16 protein-coding genes and 1 tRNA gene are annotated in these 15,674 nt (G+C 63.7%); 9 read left to right on the top strand and 8 right to left on the bottom strand.

Annotated elements, in window-relative coordinates; all coding sequences use genetic code 11:
* Nucleotides 1–21 precede the first annotated feature (21 nt).
* Nucleotides 22–738, bottom strand: coding sequence for a ParA family protein (locus tag WKH79_RS07935; RefSeq protein ID WP_050600850.1), 717 nt, complete (start codon nucleotides 736–738; stop codon nucleotides 22–24).
* A 258-nt stretch (nucleotides 739–996) separates the two neighbouring features.
* Here WKH79_RS07935 and WKH79_RS07930 point away from each other — a divergent pair, with 258 nt between their 5' ends.
* The 4 genes from WKH79_RS07930 (at nucleotide 997) to bfr (ending at nucleotide 4,370) form a co-directional block, all read left to right on the top strand.
* A complete protein-coding gene (locus WKH79_RS07930) occupies nucleotides 997–2,124 on the top strand; it encodes an SPOR domain-containing protein (protein ID WP_341858530.1) in 1,128 nt (375 codons plus the stop codon).
* A gap of 89 nt (nucleotides 2,125–2,213) precedes the next feature.
* Nucleotides 2,214–3,497, top strand: a complete 1,284-nt coding sequence (locus WKH79_RS07925; RefSeq protein ID WP_341858529.1) for a DUF418 domain-containing protein — start codon at nucleotides 2,214–2,216, stop codon at nucleotides 3,495–3,497.
* Between the two features lie 67 nt (nucleotides 3,498–3,564).
* Nucleotides 3,565–3,753 (top strand): (2Fe-2S)-binding protein, encoded by a 189-nt coding sequence (locus tag WKH79_RS07920; protein ID WP_341858528.1) that lies wholly within the window; start codon nucleotides 3,565–3,567, stop codon nucleotides 3,751–3,753.
* A 125-nt stretch (nucleotides 3,754–3,878) separates the two neighbouring features.
* Nucleotides 3,879–4,370 carry a bacterioferritin gene (gene bfr / locus WKH79_RS07915; protein WP_341858527.1) on the top strand — a complete coding sequence of 164 codons (492 nt, stop codon included), beginning with the start codon at nucleotides 3,879–3,881 and terminating at the stop codon, nucleotides 4,368–4,370.
* 57 nt (nucleotides 4,371–4,427) lie between these two features.
* Here bfr and WKH79_RS07910 read toward each other — a convergent pair whose 3' ends face one another.
* Together WKH79_RS07910 and der are read right to left on the bottom strand one after the other, a co-directional pair.
* Nucleotides 4,428–4,925 (bottom strand): DUF2721 domain-containing protein, encoded by a 498-nt coding sequence (locus tag WKH79_RS07910; RefSeq protein ID WP_050600846.1) that lies wholly within the window; start codon nucleotides 4,923–4,925, stop codon nucleotides 4,428–4,430.
* A gap of 5 nt (nucleotides 4,926–4,930) precedes the next feature.
* Complete coding sequence (gene der / locus WKH79_RS07905; protein WP_233997719.1) at nucleotides 4,931–6,328, bottom strand: ribosome biogenesis GTPase Der; 1,398 nt, start codon at nucleotides 6,326–6,328, stop codon at nucleotides 4,931–4,933.
* Nucleotides 6,329–6,452: 124 nt separating this feature from the next.
* Here der and WKH79_RS07900 point away from each other — a divergent pair, with 124 nt between their 5' ends.
* On the top strand, nucleotides 6,453–7,031 hold the full coding sequence (locus WKH79_RS07900; RefSeq protein WP_341860104.1) for a CHAP domain-containing protein: 579 nt from the start codon (nucleotides 6,453–6,455) through the stop codon (nucleotides 7,029–7,031).
* Here WKH79_RS07900 and WKH79_RS07895 read toward each other — a convergent pair whose 3' ends face one another.
* Genes WKH79_RS07895 through WKH79_RS07885 form a run of 3 tightly spaced genes read right to left on the bottom strand, consistent with a single transcriptional unit; the run spans nucleotide 7,032 to nucleotide 7,839 of the window.
* A complete protein-coding gene (locus WKH79_RS07895) occupies nucleotides 7,032–7,316 on the bottom strand; it encodes a DUF3297 family protein (protein ID WP_341858526.1) in 285 nt (94 codons plus the stop codon).
* A gap of 59 nt (nucleotides 7,317–7,375) precedes the next feature.
* Nucleotides 7,376–7,555, bottom strand: a complete 180-nt coding sequence (locus WKH79_RS07890) for a hypothetical protein (protein ID WP_050600843.1) — start codon at nucleotides 7,553–7,555, stop codon at nucleotides 7,376–7,378.
* A gap of 11 nt (nucleotides 7,556–7,566) precedes the next feature.
* Nucleotides 7,567–7,839: a hypothetical protein gene (locus WKH79_RS07885; protein WP_341858525.1), complete on the bottom strand. Its 273-nt coding sequence runs from the start codon at nucleotides 7,837–7,839 to the stop codon at nucleotides 7,567–7,569.
* A 92-nt stretch (nucleotides 7,840–7,931) separates the two neighbouring features.
* Here WKH79_RS07885 and WKH79_RS07880 point away from each other — a divergent pair.
* Together WKH79_RS07880 and tig are read left to right on the top strand one after the other, a co-directional pair.
* Nucleotides 7,932–8,016 (top strand) — tRNA-Leu (locus tag WKH79_RS07880).
* A gap of 63 nt (nucleotides 8,017–8,079) precedes the next feature.
* Nucleotides 8,080–9,645, top strand: coding sequence for a trigger factor (tig, locus tag WKH79_RS07875; RefSeq protein WP_341858524.1), 1,566 nt, complete (start codon nucleotides 8,080–8,082; stop codon nucleotides 9,643–9,645).
* 81 nt (nucleotides 9,646–9,726) lie between these two features.
* Here tig and WKH79_RS07870 read toward each other — a convergent pair whose 3' ends face one another.
* Together WKH79_RS07870 and WKH79_RS07865 are read right to left on the bottom strand one after the other, a co-directional pair.
* Complete coding sequence (locus WKH79_RS07870; RefSeq protein WP_341858523.1) at nucleotides 9,727–11,082, bottom strand: cation:proton antiporter; 1,356 nt, start codon at nucleotides 11,080–11,082, stop codon at nucleotides 9,727–9,729.
* 53 nt (nucleotides 11,083–11,135) lie between these two features.
* Nucleotides 11,136–13,202: a TonB-dependent receptor gene (locus tag WKH79_RS07865; protein WP_341860103.1), complete on the bottom strand. Its 2,067-nt coding sequence runs from the start codon at nucleotides 13,200–13,202 to the stop codon at nucleotides 11,136–11,138.
* 297 nt (nucleotides 13,203–13,499) lie between these two features.
* Here WKH79_RS07865 and WKH79_RS07860 point away from each other — a divergent pair, with 297 nt between their 5' ends.
* Together WKH79_RS07860 and clpX are read left to right on the top strand one after the other, a co-directional pair.
* Nucleotides 13,500–14,195, top strand: coding sequence for an ATP-dependent Clp protease proteolytic subunit (locus WKH79_RS07860; RefSeq protein WP_050600839.1), 696 nt, complete (start codon nucleotides 13,500–13,502; stop codon nucleotides 14,193–14,195).
* Nucleotides 14,196–14,382: 187 nt separating this feature from the next.
* Complete coding sequence (clpX, locus tag WKH79_RS07855; RefSeq protein ID WP_050600838.1) at nucleotides 14,383–15,654, top strand: ATP-dependent Clp protease ATP-binding subunit ClpX; 1,272 nt, start codon at nucleotides 14,383–14,385, stop codon at nucleotides 15,652–15,654.
* The last annotated feature ends 20 nt before the right edge of the window (nucleotides 15,655–15,674 follow it).

The raw sequence follows: 15,674 nt of genomic DNA, 5'->3' as shown, positions 1-15,674 counted from the left end.
TCGGCAGCCCGCCTTCCGCTACTACTGGGCCACACGGCGGCCGAAGCCGCCGGCGGGACGATGAACGCCGGACATCGCGGACTGCGAATTGGGCGCGGCGAAGACCGTGCGCCGGAAGTTCTTTTCCAGCCGGTCGGCGATGTATTTCCACAGCGCGGTGACTTCGGCAGCGGACCGGCTTTCGGGGTCCACTTCCATGACCGTGCGGCCGTCGATCATCGAGGCGGCAAAGTCGGTGCGGTGGTGCAGCGTGATCGGGGCCACAGTGCCGTGCTGCGATAGCGCAACGGCGGCTTCCGACGTGATCTTGGCTTTCGGGGTCGCCGCGTTGACGACGAAGACCAGCGGCTTGCCCGCACGTTCGCACAGGTCGACGGTGGCGCCCACGGCGCGCAGGTCATGCGGGCTGGGGCGAGTCGGGACGACAATCAGTTCCGCGACCGAGATCACCGACTGGATCGCCATGGTGATCGCGGGCGGGGTATCGATTACCGCCAGCTTGAACCCCTGCTGTCGCAGGATCGCCAGATCGGTGGCCAGCCGTGCAACGGTGGTCTGGGCGAAGGCGGGATATTCGTCGGCGCGCTCGTTCCACCAATCGGCAAGCGATCCTTGCGGATCGATGTCGATCAGGACGACAGGACCCGCACCGGCGCGCTGCGCCTGAACGGCCATATGTCCCGAGAGGGTGGTCTTGCCCGATCCGCCCTTCTGCGATGCCAATGCCAGTACACGCAAGACTTGGTCCCCCTGGGTTGCGCCTGTAATCTACTCACTCGTGCTGCAATCGTCCGCAGCGATCTTGTCATGGAGATCGCAGACTACCCCTAATTTTGGGTTAACCGGATGGCGGTTTGACATGGGCCCAAGGCCGCAAAATCCCTGGCAACACTTTGCTAACGGTCGATTTACTATAGGATGTCGCCAATCGGGCGCGTTTCGCGGGCCCCGCAATGCGAAAGGGATAGGATGCGACATTCGGCAAAAGCAGCTTGGATGGCCGGAATGCTGACGCTGGCGGGCCTGGCCGCGGTGCCTGCCCATGCCGACGTCAAGGCCGGGGTCGATGCCTGGACCGCAGGAGACTTTGCCGGGGCCGTGCGCGAGTGGGCCGGGCCCGCCGCACAGGGTGATCCCGACGCGCAATTCAATATGGGGCAGGCCTACCGGCTTGGCCGCGGGGTCGAAACCGATGTCGAACAGGCCGAAGCGCTCTATGCCAAGGCTGCGGCGCAGGGCCATGTGAAGGCGGCCGACAATTATGGCCTGCTGCTGTTCCAGCGCGGCGCCCGCGAGGAAGCCTTGCCCTATATCTCCGCCGCGTCGATGCGCGGCGATCCCCGCGCCCAGTACTTACTGGGAATCGCCCATTTCAACGGCGATCTGGTCAAGAAGGACTGGCGCCGCGCCTATGCGCTGCTGACGCTGGCGAATTCCTCGGGCCTGCCGCAGGCGCGCGGCGCCCTGGCCCAGATGGACCAGTATATCTCGATCGAAGACCGTCAGGCAGCGCAGCCACTGGCCGCCTCGCTCAAGGCCGAAGCCGAGGCGGCGCGTTCGCGCCAGCTTGCTGCGGCAGACCTCGGACTGGCAACCGATGCGCCCAGCGGACCCGTGGTCACGGCCAGCGCTCCCCAGACCGCGGCGACGCGTCCGGTAGTCCTGCCGCCGGCGACTGCTGAAGCGCCCGCTCCGCAGACTGCAGGCGCGGATTACTCACTCCCTGCTGCACCGGCGCCCACCGTGGTCGCGCGGCAAGAGGACGAGGCGCTATCCCGCGAAGTGGTGGCGGTGGCTGCCAGTCCGACGGTGCCGCCCGCAGTATCGAGCGCCCCTGCCGCCGTACCTTCTTCCACGCCCACCCGGACAAGCGCGACGCGCGTCGCGCCGGCCGCAACGGGCCCGTGGAAAGTCCAGCTTGGCGCCTTCGGCGTACCCGGCAATGCGCAGCGCTTGTGGGGCCAGCTCGCGGGCCGGTCGGAGATCGCCGGGCGCGAGCAGATACTGCTCAAATCGGGCAATCTCACGCGCCTGCTGGCGGCCGGATATGCCACGCGCGGCGAAGCCGCCGCAGCCTGCGCCTCGCTCAAGCGCAGCGGGCAGGAATGCCTCGTCACGCGCTAGCCATTCCGTGATCGCGCTTTCCCCGGCCACCGCACCGCGATAGACGCTCGCCCCCACGGCCCATATTAAGGGCGGCCAAGGGGGAATGCATGGATCCGACCGACACTCGCAGCGACGCTGCACCCGACCAGGCGGTGCCGCGCGCGATGGCGGGAAACCGGATCGCCAGCCTCGACTTCATTCGCGGCATCGCGGTGATGGGAATTCTCGCCGCCAATATCATCGCCTTCGGCCAGCCTTTCGCCGCCTATATGTATCCCGACGCCTTCCTCGTGCCGCACAACGAGGCCGAGGAATGGATGTGGATCGCGCAATTCGTGGTGATCGACGGCAAGATGCGCGGCCTGTTCACGCTGCTGTTCGGCGCCGGCCTGTATCTGTTCATGGAAAAGGCTTGGTCGCGCGGAGAAGGGCGGGCGTTGCAGGCGCGCCGGCTGGGCTGGCTGCTGCTGTTCGGCCTCGGGCATTTCTTCCTTATCTGGCGCGGAGATATCCTCACTTTCTATGCACTGTTCGGTCTTGTCTCCCTCGCCGCGATCCGCTGGGCGGCCAAAACGCAGCTGGTCGTCGGGCTGCTCGGCTATGCCGCAGGCGTGGTGCTGGTCGGCAGCTTCATGCTGTCGCCCTATGTGATCGCCGAGACCGAATTCGGCGAGCAGCCGGCCTATGCCGAAATGCGCGAGCAACTGGCAGCCGACAAGGGCCGTGCACTCGATCACGAAATGGTCGAATACCGCATCATCTCCGAGGGTTCCTATGGCGATTTCGTCGCGCACAACGTGACCGACCATAAGGGCGACCTGCCGTTCAATATCTTCGTGTTCGGGTTCGAAACGCTGCCGCTGATGCTGATCGGCATGGCGCTGTACCGGTTCGGCCTGTTCAGCGGCGCTTTGAATATCGGCAGGATGCTGCGCTGGGGCAGTGCGGGTATTGTTATCGGCAGCGGGGTTACCCTGCTGGTGGCGCTGTGGGTGAGGGATGCGGGATTTTCCTATTGGAGCACGCTGGCTGCATTCATGAGCCTGTCGGCACTGCCCCGCCTGCCCGTGGTGCTCGGGCTGGCAGCGGTCCTGGCGGTGGTCGGTGCGCGTGCCTCGGGCTGGCTGGCGAAGCGGGTTTCCGCTGCGGGGCGGGCCGCTTTCACCAATTACCTCGGCACATCGGTGCTGATGCTGTTTGTCTTCCACGGTTGGGGTGGCGGATTGTTCGGCGCTCTGGGGCGTACCGAGCTGTACCTCGTCATGGCGGCGAGCTGGCTCGTCATGCTCGCCTGGTCGAAGCCCTGGCTCGACCGGTTCCGCTTCGGTCCGCTCGAATGGCTCTGGCGGTGCCTGACCTATTGGCGGCTGTTTCCCCTGCGGCGGCGATGAGAGGGGTTGCTACTGAGAACGACTCTCACTAGAAGTGCTCCTGCGAGTCAATCGCAGGAGTGTTCGAGTGTACGTCTGCATCTGTAACGCAATCCGGGAAAGCGACCTGCGGCGCGCAGCGCGCCATGTCTCGGGCGATGCCGAAATCTGCTATGCCGCGCTTGGCAAGCCGGCTTGCTGCGGCACCTGCCTCGAGGAGGCTGACGAGATCCTCCAGGAAGAACGCGAGATGGGATGCGTGGCCGCCGCGGCGTGATCGCCGGCTAACGCAAATCGCTTGCAACTGGCGGAATTCCGCCGATTTTATCCCTTTCTACCCTTGCCATAAGCCCCGCCCGGGGCGCATAGGAAGCGCCGTTCAGCAGGCAAGGAGGCAGCGCCATGAAAGGCGATCCGAAGGTCATCGAGTTCCTTAACAAGGCGCTCACCAACGAATTGACCGCAATCAACCAGTACTGGCTCCATTACCGGGTGCTCGCCGACTGGGGCGTCAGCCGTCTGGCCGAATACGAGCGGCACGAATCGATCGACGAGATGAAGCACGCCGACATCCTCGCCGAGCGCATCCTGTTTCTGAACGGACTTCCCAACTTCCAGGCGATCCACAAGCTGAAGGTGGGCGAGACGGTCGAGGAAATCCTCAAGGCCGACCTGGCGATGGAGATGGAGGCGATCCCTCTGCTCAAGGAAGCCGCGGAATATTGCCAGAGCGTTCGCGACTTCGCCACCGGGCAGATCTTCGAAGACATCCTGGCGAGCGAGGAAGAGCATGTCGACTTCCTCGAAACCCAGTTCGACATGATCGCGCGCATGGGGCTGGAAAACTATGTCCAGCTCAACAGCAAGCCGGCAGGCGAAAGCGAGGGCGGCTGATCGCGTTGCGGGGCCGCCTGCGGGCGGCTCTGCGATGCTAAGCGAGCATGATCGGCTTCAGTCCGATGCGGCGTTCCGGCGTTCGCGCATGCGTTCGCGGTTGCGCTTCGCCGCGGTGCGGGTTTCCATCAGAAACGAACCGAGCCCTGCGACCAGCAGGCCCATGCAGATCACCCATGTCGTCGCGACCAGAGTGCCCAGTGCGGTCCTGACAAATGCGCTGATGAACAGCAGTACGATCACGACACTGATGGCAAGCGCCGACGCGGTGCTGAACATGACCGCGCGCTGCGCGTAGATGCGCCGCATTTCGAGCGCGGGCAACTCGGCCCGCATGGCTTTGACGTCGCCATCTTCCCCCGCGTTGAGGATACGCTCGATCTTGTTGGCAACCCAGATCAGCCGGTTGGTCATGACATTCATGACCGCGCCGATCCCCGCAAGCAGGAAGGCCGGCGCGAGGCTGAGCTGGACGACCTGCTGCACGCGCAGGGTCGAACTGGTCCGCTCGATGAGGTCGAAGGCGCCGATGCCTGCCAGGAGATCGAGCGTCACCGGTGTTACTCCTTTTGGAAGGGGTTCTTGGGGCTCTTGAGCACCACGCGCACCGGCACTGCATCGAACCCCAGCTTGTCGCGAATGCCGTTCACCAGATAACGTTCATAGCTCTTGGGCAGCATGTCGAGCCGGGTGCCGAACACCACGAAACGCGGCGGACGGATGCTGGCCTGGGTGATATAGCGCAGCTTGATCCGCTTGCCCTTGGGGGCGGGCGGCGGATTGGCTTCGAGCGCATCGTCGAACCAGCGGTTGAGCGCGGCGGTGGGCACGCGGCGGCTCCATGCTTCGCGCAGGTCGAACGCCGCCCCCAGCATCTGGTCGATACCCTTGCCGGTTTTCGCGCTTACTGCGAACAGCGGCACTCCGCGAACCTGGGCGAGACCCTCGTTGAGCGCTTCGCGGATACCGTTGAACAGCGCGCTGGCACCTTCGGCGACATCCCACTTGTTGATTGCGATCATCAGCGCGCGCCCTTCCTCGAGCACCATGCTGGCAATCTTGAGATCCTGCGATTCGAGCCCGCGGGTGGCGTCCAGCAGGAGCACCACGACTTCGGCAAAATCGACCGCGCGGCGCGCATCGGCCACGGAAAGCCGTTCGAGCTTGTCGACGACCTGCGCCTTCTTGCGCATTCCGGCCGTGTCGATCAGCCGGATTTCCCGCTCTTCCCCGCTGCGCGGGTCGCGCCATTCCCAATCGACCGCGATCGAATCGCGTGTAATCCCGGCTTCGGGACCGGTCAGCAGCCGGTCCTCGCCCAGCATGCGGTTGATCAGCGTCGACTTGCCGGCGTTTGGCCGGCCGACAATGGCCAGTTTCAGCGGTCCGGCGAGCAGCGCCTCTTCATCTTCCTCGCTCAGTTCGAGGGTTTCGGCCGCAGCTTCTGCCTTCTCGCCTATGATCGGCCAGAGGCGTTCGAACAGGTCGCCGATCCCTTCGCCATGTTCGGCGCTGATTCCGGCCGGTTCGCCGAAACCGAGTGAAAAGCTCTCGTAGATCCCGGCATCGCCCTGTTTGCCTTCGGCCTTGTTGGCGACCAGGACCACGGGCACGGCCTGTCCGCGCAGCCAGCGGGCAATTTCCTCATCGAGCGGAGTCAGCCCGACGCGTGCGTCGAACACGAACATCGCCGCATCGGCGCCCTCGAGGCTGACTTCTGTCTGCATGCGCATCCGCCCGGGCAGGCTGGCCGGGTCTTCGTCTTCCCAACCGGCGGTATCGACCACCTGGAATTCGAGCCCCGCGATCTCCGCGTCTCCGAAGCGGCGGTCGCGCGTGACTCCGGGCTGGTCGTCGACCAGCGCAAGGCGCTTGCCGACCAACCGGTTGAACAATGTCGATTTGCCGACGTTGGGCCGCCCGATGATGATCACCGTGGGCTTCGAGGAATTGGGCACCATGATGGCGCGGGAAGTGGCGCTTTGCGCTCCGCTTTGCAAGCTCCGGCGCAGGCGAGGGTTAATATCGGTTAACCTTAACGCGAAGGATGTCGGCAAGGATAAGCGGCATACCTCTGCCGGCATGAGGAAAAAACTTGCCGCTTTCGCCCTGCTTGCCTGTGCCACGCCCGCCGCGGCGGACGATTTCGGTGCGTTCGATAATCGGAATGCCGAACTGGATGCTTATCTCCAGTGCGTACCCTACGCACGAGAAGTGTCGGGGATCCAGATCTACGGCGATGCCCATACCTGGTGGGAGCAGGCGCAGGGGCGCTATGCCACCGGTACGGCGCCGCGTCCGGGGGCCGTCATGGCCTTCCGTCCGCATCGCAGCATGCAATTGGGTCATGTGGCAACGGTGAGCCGCGTTCTCGACACGCGGCGGGTCTTGCTCGATCATGCCAACTGGTCGCCGATCAACGGGCGCCGGGGGCAGGTCGAAAAGGACGTGCTGGCGATTGACGTATCGCCGGCCAACGACTGGAGCGCAGTGCGCGTGTGGTACGCCCCGCTCGGGGAAGTCGGCACGACCGCATGGCCGGTCGCAGGCTTCATCTATGGAGAGGGCCGGCCGCAGGCGCGCCAGCAGCTTGCCATGGCGCCGGCGCGCAAACAGACCTCGAAGCGCTTTCTCAGCGCCTTCGCCAGTTTTTCCGACTGATCAGTCGGCCTTGGCGACCGGCGCATCCTCGCCGAGATCTTCGTACCAGGCTTCGACCGGGCCATTCAGCTTGATGGTCAGCGGATTGCCCTTGCGATCGACGGTCTTGCCCGCCTGAACCCGCACCCAGCCGCCCGAGATCGAATATTCCTCGATATCGGTGCGCTGCTTGCCCTTGAAACGGATACCCACTCCGCGCTTGAGCACAACCACCTGGAAGTGCTCGCTCTTGGGGTTGACCGAAAGATGGTCGGGCGGGGTCTGGCTGGTGGTTTCTTCGCTCATGGCGCGCGCCGATACTGCGCGGCGCGCCCGCGGGCAAGATCAATCGGCCACGGGCAAGATCAATCGGGAGGAGGCGGCGTTTCCAGCGGGCCGCGATCGGGGGTGTCGATGTCGGGCTGCGGCGGTTCGAAGCCCGGCGGTTCTTCCATCGGCGCCTCGTTCGGCGGACTTGCCGGTGGCATTTCGTCGGGAGAGCCGGGATTGATCGTATCGGGATTGGGATCGGGTTGGGTCGCCATGGTAATGTTCCTCAATCGCGGGAGGGGTGATCGAGCGCGGCCTCGCCCGCTCCGTCGCGGCCACCCTCCTGTGCCGGCGCCAGTGCTTGTTCTGCAGCACCGGGCGGGCTGCCGGCCGGCCGGTTGCCTGATGGTGCTTCCTCGCTGTCGTCCTGGCCGGAATCGTGCGAATTTTCCTGTTTGGTACCGGGATTGATCACGGGCGGAGTGTCTTCGGGTTTCTTCGGGGTGTCGTAGTCACACATGCCTGTTGAACGGGCCAACACCCCGCAGCGTTCCTTCATCGGTCGCCACGCTTGCGCAATTGGTCGCATCCGACTAGAGGCACGCGCCTATACGCGAAGGACTAGCGCCTCGCGCAGCTTCGTTCGGGTTAGCGGGCGTGGCGGAACTGGTAGACGCGCTGGTTTTAGGTACCAGTATCGAAAGATGTGGGGGTTCGAGTCCCTTCGCCCGCACCAGTGCCGCCGCCGTCGTGATACCCCCTGCACCTATCGCTTTTGGAAAGTTACGAGTTTCAACCCATGCAGATCAAAGAGACCGCCAACGAGGGCCTCAAGCGCGCCTACACCATCACGATTCCCGCCAAGGAAATCGACGAGCGCGTTACCGGCGAAGTGAAGAAGATCGCTCCGCAGGTGAAAATGCCCGGCTTCCGCCCCGGCAAGGTGCCCGCCAACCTCGTGCGCAAGATGCACGGCGAGCAGGTCCACGCGCAGACGGTCAACGACTTGATCCGCGAATCGGTCGACAAGGTCATGGCAGAGAACAAGCTGCGTCCTGCGATGCAGCCCAAGGTCGAGCTCGACGAAGGCTATGAAGAAGGCAAGGACGCGACGCTGAACGTCGACGTCGAGATCCTGCCCGAAATCGAAGCGCCCGAAGTGGAGGGCCTCAAGCTCGAACGCCTGACCGTTCCGGTGACCGACGAACAGGTCGACGAAGCGGTCGAGCGCATCGCGTCGAACAACAAGAGCTACAAGGACGCCGCCAAGACCAAGAAGGCTGGCGACGGCGACCAGCTGATCATCGATTTCGTCGGCCGCGTCGACGGCGTCGAATTCGAAGGCGGCAAGGCGGAGAATACGCCGCTGGTCATCGGTTCGGGCCAGTTCATTCCCGGCTTCGAAGAACAGCTGACGGGCGTGAAGACCGGCGATGAAAAGACCATCACCGTGACCTTCCCCGAAGATTATCCGGCTGAAAACCTGAAGGGCAAGGACGCGGAATTCGACGTCACGGTCCAGCAGGTAAAGGTCCCCACCGACACCGCGATCGACGACGAGTTCGCCAAGAATCTCGGCCTCGAGAACCTCGACAAGCTCAAGGAACTGCTGCGCGGCCAGCTCGAGCAGGAAACCGCGGGCCTGACCCGCACGCAGATGAAGCGCCAGCTTCTCGACACGCTGGCAGCCGGTCACGACTTCGCCGTGCCGCAGGGCATGGTCGATGCCGAGTTCGAACAGATCTGGGGCCAGCTGCAGCAGGAAGCCGCGCAGTCGGACGATGCCGAAGCCATGCTCAAGGAAATGGACGACGAGAAGGACGATTATCGCAAGATCGCCGAACGCCGCGTCCGCCTGGGCCTGCTGCTGTCCGAAATCGGCCAGAAGAACGGTGTCGAGGTCAATGCCAACGAGATGAACATGCTCATCCAGCAGGCGGCCCAGCAGTATCGTGCCGAGGACCGCGAGCGGTTCGTCCAGTATGTCCAGTCCGAACCCATGGCGGCCGCCCAGCTGCGCGCGCCCCTGTATGAGGACAAGGTCGTCGACTTCCTGTTCGACAAGGCCGAGATTACCGACCGCGAAGTGACGCGTGAAGAGCTCGAAGCCGCGATCGAGGCGGAAGAAAGCACCGAGGAAAAGCCGAAGAAGAAGGCGGCAGCCAAGAAAAAGGCTCCTGCCAAGAAGGCGGCCGATAAGGATGCGGACGACAAGCCCGCAGCCAAGAAGGCGCCGGCCAAGAAAGCCGCAGCGAAGAAGCCTGCCGCCAAGAAGGCCGATGACAAGCAGGCCGACGACAAGGCTACGGCGAAGAAGCCGGCAGCCAAGAAGCCTGCTGCCAAGAAAGCCGCGCCCAAGAAGTAAGTCCGTTCATACGGATCGCTTGAGGGGCGGCGGACTGCGGTTCGCCGCCCCTTGTCGTTTGGGGCGCCGTTCCGCGGCGTTTCAGTCCGCCTTCGAGCGCCGCCTCGGGGCATCGGGCGATAGCGCGGCCATGCTGGTATCCTGCCCGGCGTGGACATGAGCGCGGCGATCTTCGACATGGCGGATGAGCGGGCCCGAAACCACGCCGTGCACGATGATGGAAACCAGGATCGCGAAACTCACGGTCGCCCATAGCAGGTCGATCTGCGCGAAATTGGCGTTGTTCTGGCCATAGGCAAGGTAATAGATCGAACCCATCCCGCGCACGCCCAGGAAGGCAACGGCGAGCTTGCCGATCATCGGCAGGTCGCAATTGGCCTCCGCCAGCAAGCCGGAAATCGGCCGGATGACGAAGATCAGCGCCAGTCCCACCAGCGCTGCGGGCCAAGTGAGTGCCGAGAGCACGCCGCTGGCAAGCATCGCGCCGAAGCCGAACAGGACCGCCACCAGTACGATCTGCTCGATCTGGTCGATGAAATGGTGGCTGATCTTGTGATAGCGGCTGCGGTTTTCGCGTTGCCGCGCGGTCACTGCCCCGACGAACACCGCCAGGAATCCATAGCCCTCGGCCAATTCGGCAAGTCCGTACGCGAGCAACAGCGTACCCAGCACGATCAGGCCTTCGCTGGTCGAATAGCTGGGATTGTCCGCCTCGTCGCTGGCCTCATCGATGTCCTCTATCGGCGCGTCGGCTTCGCGTTCGAAGACATACCACGCGCCGATGCGGCCGACCGCATAGCCGACGGCGCAGCCGGCGACGATCCGCCAGACGAGGTCCAGCGCCGCCCATTCCAGTGTCCAGTCACCCAGAGCGGTCATCCCGACCGCGGCGATCGCGAGATAGGTGAAGGGAAAGGCGAAGCCGTCGTTGAGCCCGGCCTCGACCGTCAGGCTGAAGCGCACATCGTGTCGCTGATCTTCCCCGGGCGGGCCAACCTGGACGCTGCGCGCAAGGACCGGATCGGTCGGAGCCAATGCGGCACCCAGCAGGATGGCGCTGGCCGGTGCGAGACCCAGAGCCCACCAGCCGAGCAGCGCGACTGCGGCGATGGTCAGCGGCATGGCGATCAGCAGCAGTGGCCAGATCTGCCGCCAATTGGCCCAGCTAACGGGGCGATCGATCGCAATCCCCGCAGCCATCAACGAGGCGATGACGATGAATTCGGTGGCATATTCGAGCGTGATGGCATCGAAGCCGTCGACGGTCGGATTAAAGTGCGGCAGGCCCAGCGGCAGCGACCAAACGGCAAAACCGACGGCCACATAGAGGATCGGCAGCGACAGCCAGTAGCGGGCCAGCCAACGTTCGAGCGTGACGGCAAGCGTCAGCCCCGCGCCGAAGACGACGAACATCAGGATACGCGGATCGAATTCCAAGGTGATCTCCCTCGCTTGCCTAACGCGCAAGCGCGGGTGCGGGTCCGCGCGAGTCAGAAATCTCCGCTGACGACCAGCCGGAAGATCGGCCCGATCCGCCGATCACGGAATTCGGTGAAGCGGATGCCGGCGTCGGGGCGCGGTCCGTCATAGACCGTCCGCCGGAAGTAATCGCGTGCCCCCAGCAGGTTTCTCGCCTGTGCCTGGATAGTGAGGCCGAAGAGATCCTTGTGCTCGACGAACACCGCACCGAACACCGACCCTTCCCACTCGCGCCCGTTCTCGTAGCGGCGCGAATACGGCGCCTGGTCGAAATGGTTCAGATTGACGCCCCAGGCCCAGTCGGTCGCGGGAATGTCATGGCGGAAGTCGATGTCGAAGCTGCCCTCGGAATCGTAAGAGAACGGCCGGGACAGCCCGGTGAAGGGATCGGTCACATCCATGAACCGCTTGACCACTTCCACGTCGAGGCGCGCGCCCGCGAACCCGAACGGATCGAGATTGAGCGTGGCATTGGCCTGCAGGTGCAACCGTTCGGCATCGCCGATATTGCCGCGGGCCTCGCCGCCATTGGCGAGCGGGAACCAGTCGATGAAATCCTCGAACCAGGCACGCTTCGCCTGCAGCTGGATCGATCCCCACGAGCCCAGGGTCTTGTTGGCCTCGAGCTCGATGTTCCAGCTCTGGTAGGGGACCAGTTCGTTGTTGCCGCCGTTCTGGTTGTCGTCGTTGAGCGAAACCGAGGCGAGAAAGTCGCCGAAGGAAAGCTGGCTGACGCGTTTGGCGAAGGTGATCGAGATGTCGAAATCCTCGCGCGGTTTCCAGGTTGCAGCAAACGAACCTTTCGGCCGCTTGAAGCTGCGCGAATTGGCTGCGAAGCCGGTCTGCTCGATGGTGGAGAATTCCATCGCCCCGATCAGCTGGAGCGACAGGGTGCGCGATAGCGAGCGCGACATGCTCAGGCTGGTTTCGTAGCGGTCTTCGCGGACTTCGCCATTGCCCTGCGGGAAGGACAGCTGGACGAACTCGCCCCCGGGCGCGAGCTCGAACAGGCGCGAGCGCCGTTCGAGCCGGTTGAAGGCCGCTTCTCCCGACAGCTGCCAATCGGCATTCCACAGCTTCCAGTCGTATTCGAACCGCCCGATCCGCTCGCCGGCGGCATTGGTCTGCTGGAAGCGCGATCCGGTTGTAATGCTGTCGTCGGAAAAGCTGTCGATCAGCGTGGACGTGTAATTGTCGCGCTCGAACCGTTCGAGACCGATCAGCTTGAGCCTGCCCGGTCCCAAGGGAAGCTGGATATCACCGCCCAGTTCGTATTCGGGGCCGTCCTCGTCCACCCGGACATCGCGAAACCGCACCGGGCCCTGCGCCCGCGTGGCGGTTTCGGGTTCGCGGCGGACGTAGAAGTCTTCGCCGTAGCTGAGATTGAGGTTACCGACGACATTCCCGCCGAAATCGTAGGCGAAAGCGGTCGACAGGCGGGGGTTGTCGAACTTGCCCGAAAACTTGCTGTACTGCTGCTCGAGCGGAATACCTTCGCTATCGGCGATCGCCACGGGCCCATCGGCACCGAAGCGATCGTTGTCGTTGGAAAGCGACACGGTGTAATCCAGTGCGCCGCTGCTGCCGATGACGGATATCTCGCCGCCATAAAGCTGTGCCGCAGTATTGTGCGGGCGAAACCCGGCGGTCCAGCTGAACTGGCCGGATGCTCCGGTGCTGGTATAGACGACATTCGCAACCTGGCCGGTAAGGCCGGGAATACTGGTCGCATTGCCATCGAGGATTTCGATCCGCACGACATCGGTGGCCGGGATGCGCCGCAATTGGTCGCTGACGCTTTCTGACTTGCTCGACAGGCGTTCGCCATTGACGATCACATTCTGCGTTGCCTGTCCCAGTCCGCGCTGGCCCTGGTTATTTCCACCGCTGATCGAGAATCCGGGAATCCGGTCGACCATGTCGAGCGCGTTGCGGGGTGCGAACTGCGCGAAATAGGGTGGTTCGAAAACCTGCGCCCCTGCGGTGACAGCGGGCGGTGTGGCTGCGGGTGCCGCGGCATCCTGCGCCTGCGCCGGGGCATGGACCCAAGCGCATAACGCCGCGAGCGAAGCGCCCAGAAGCCTTGATGTCGATGACTTGAAAACGGCAGCCTCCCACTGTCCTGTTCTTGCTTTCCGGCACTTCGTCTACGTTTGTAACCGTCAAGGCCAACGGACGCTCGACCGGCGTCGTTCGGCAGCCGACAAACGGAATCTTCCGTGTCGGCTCTGGGCCGGGGCGGGGGAAGCGCGGAGGAAAGCGCCCCGTTCTTGGGCAAGGGCCACATATCCGTGCCTTTCGTGGGTTAAGGCCCTTGAACATCGCTCGCACCATGGCGACATAGGCGACCGATTCACCCGACAAGAGGAATACTCATGATCGACCTGCTCGGCAGCGACGCCCACGGCACCCAGGGCCAGTTCACCCGCGATCCGCTTACCGGCGCGCTGGTGCCGGTCGTGGTGGAACAGACCAGCCGCGGCGAGCGCAGCTTCGACATCTTCAGCCGCCTGCTTCGCGAACGCATCGTGTTCGTGACGGGGCAGGTCGAAGACGGCATGGCTTCGCTGATCACCGCGCAGCTGCTCTTCCTCGAAAGCGAAAATCCCTCGAAGCCGATCAGCATGTATATCAACTCGCCCGGCGGCGTGGTGACTGCCGGCATGGCGATCCACGACACGATGCAGTACATCAAGCCGCGCGTCTCGACCGTCTGCATGGGCCAGGCCGCCTCGATGGGCAGCTTCCTGCTGGCGGCAGGCGAACCCGGCATGCGCATCGCGCTGCCGAATGCCCGGATCATGGTGCACCAGCCTTCGGGCGGCGCACGCGGCATGGCCTCGGACATCGAGATCCAGGCCCGCGAGATCCTGCGCATCAAGAAGCGCATGAACGATCTCTATGTGAAATATACCGGCCAGAGCCTCGACGATATCGAGAAGGCGATGGACCGCGATACCTTCCTTGAAGCCGATGAAGCGATGAAGTTCGGCATCGTCGACAAGGTATTCGAAACCCGGCCCGAAAACGACGGCGGCGATGCCGAAGGTTCGGGCGGCGCGCCCGAGTAATTCGGGTGGCAAATCCCCGCACGGGCACGATGCGCATGCGGGAATGGTGCGAGAATGTCGAAGGGTTTTGGCAACCCTGACACTTCAGCCTGTAGCAAGGGCAGTGTGGTACCTACGATATTGACCCAAATCCCATGGTCCCTACAGTCGGCCTTCGGCCGGCGGGGCGTGGGAAAGACGTTAGGATATGACCAAGTTGAGCGGAACCGACAGCAAATCGACCCTGTATTGCAGCTTTTGCGGCAAGTCGCAGCACGAGGTGAGGAAGCTCATCGCGGGCCCGACGGTGTTCATCTGCGATGAGTGCGTCGAACTGTGCAATGACATCATCCGCGAGGAAACCAAGGCGGGACTGACCGGCAAGAAGGAAGGCGACGTTCCCACGCCCGCCGAAATCTGCGCCACGCTCGCCGATTACGTGATCGGGCAGGATCGCGCCAAGCGCGTGCTCTCGGTCGCGGTGCACAACCACTACAAGCGGTTGAAGCATGGCGCGAAAGCCGGCGATGTCGAACTGGCGAAGTCGAACATCCTGCTCGTCGGTCCGACCGGTTCGGGCAAGACGCTGCTGGCGCAGACGCTGGCGCGCACCTTCGACGTGCCGTTCACCATGGCCGACGCCACCACGCTGACCGAAGCGGGTTACGTGGGCGAAGATGTCGAGAACATCATTCTCAAGCTGCTTCAGGCCAGCGACTACAATGTCGAGAAAGCCCAGCACGGCATCGTCTACATCGACGAGATCGACAAGATCACGCGCAAGGCGGAAAACCCCTCGATCACGCGCGACGTATCGGGCGAGGGTGTCCAGCAGGCGCTGCTCAAGCTGATGGAAGGGACCACCGCTTCGGTCCCGCCGCAGGGCGGGCGCAAGCACCCTCAGCAGGAATTCCTGCAGGTGGACACGACCAATATCCTGTTCATTTGCGGTGGCGCCTTCGCCGGGCTCGACAAGATCATCGGCGACCGCCTGCAGAAGCGCTCGATCGGCTTTGGCGCACATGTCGCCGACCCGGACAAGCGCCGCGTTGGTGAACTGCTCGAGAAGAGCGAGCCGGAAGACCTGCTCAAATTCGGCCTGATCCCCGAATTCGTCGGCCGCCTGCCGGTCATCGCCACGCTGCACGATCTCGATGTCGATGCGCTGGTGACGATCCTGCAGGAGCCCAAGAACGCCATCGCCAAGCAGTATCACAAGCTGTTCGAGCTCGAGGACGTCGAACTGACGTTCACCGACGAAGCGCTGCGCGCGATCGCCGAACGGGCAATCATGCGCAAGACCGGGGCCCGCGGCCTGCGGTCGATCGTCGAAGGTATCCTGCTCGATACGATGTTCGACCTTCCCGATCTCGACGGGGTGACGGAAATCGTCATCGACAAGGATGTGGTCGAAGGCAAGAAGGAGCCGGTCCAGGTCCATGGCGGCAAGAAGGACGACAAGAAGGAAGAAGCCGCCTGAACAGGCCGTCCTTCGTAGCG

This window comes from Qipengyuania sp. GPGPB31 (assembly GCF_038396345.1).
Lineage (GTDB): Bacteria > Pseudomonadota > Alphaproteobacteria > Sphingomonadales > Sphingomonadaceae > Qipengyuania > Qipengyuania citrea.
Note: the sequence above shows the minus strand (reverse complement) of the source record. Positions and strands in the feature narration are given on the sequence as shown.

Excerpts from the sequence above, each read along its gene's own strand:
- WKH79_RS07930 (WP_341858530.1), top strand. The coding sequence starts at position 997 with ATGGCCGGAATGCTGACGCTGGCGGGCCTGGCCGCGGTGCCTGCCCAT.
- WKH79_RS07925 (WP_341858529.1), top strand. The coding sequence starts at position 2,214 with ATGGATCCGACCGACACTCGCAGCGACGCTGCACCCGACCAGGCGGTG.
- bfr (WP_341858527.1), top strand. The coding sequence starts at position 3,879 with ATGAAAGGCGATCCGAAGGTCATCGAGTTCCTTAACAAGGCGCTCACC.
- WKH79_RS07900 (WP_341860104.1), top strand. The coding sequence starts at position 6,453 with ATGAGGAAAAAACTTGCCGCTTTCGCCCTGCTTGCCTGTGCCACGCCC.
- WKH79_RS07895 (WP_341858526.1), bottom strand. The coding sequence starts at position 7,316 with ATGAGCGAAGAAACCACCAGCCAGACCCCGCCCGACCATCTTTCGGTC.
- WKH79_RS07890 (WP_050600843.1), bottom strand. The coding sequence starts at position 7,555 with ATGGCGACCCAACCCGATCCCAATCCCGATACGATCAATCCCGGCTCT.
- WKH79_RS07885 (WP_341858525.1), bottom strand. The coding sequence starts at position 7,839 with ATGAAGGAACGCTGCGGGGTGTTGGCCCGTTCAACAGGCATGTGTGAC.
- tig (WP_341858524.1), top strand. The coding sequence starts at position 8,080 with ATGCAGATCAAAGAGACCGCCAACGAGGGCCTCAAGCGCGCCTACACC.
- WKH79_RS07860 (WP_050600839.1), top strand. The coding sequence starts at position 13,500 with ATGATCGACCTGCTCGGCAGCGACGCCCACGGCACCCAGGGCCAGTTC.
- clpX (WP_050600838.1), top strand. The coding sequence starts at position 14,383 with ATGACCAAGTTGAGCGGAACCGACAGCAAATCGACCCTGTATTGCAGC.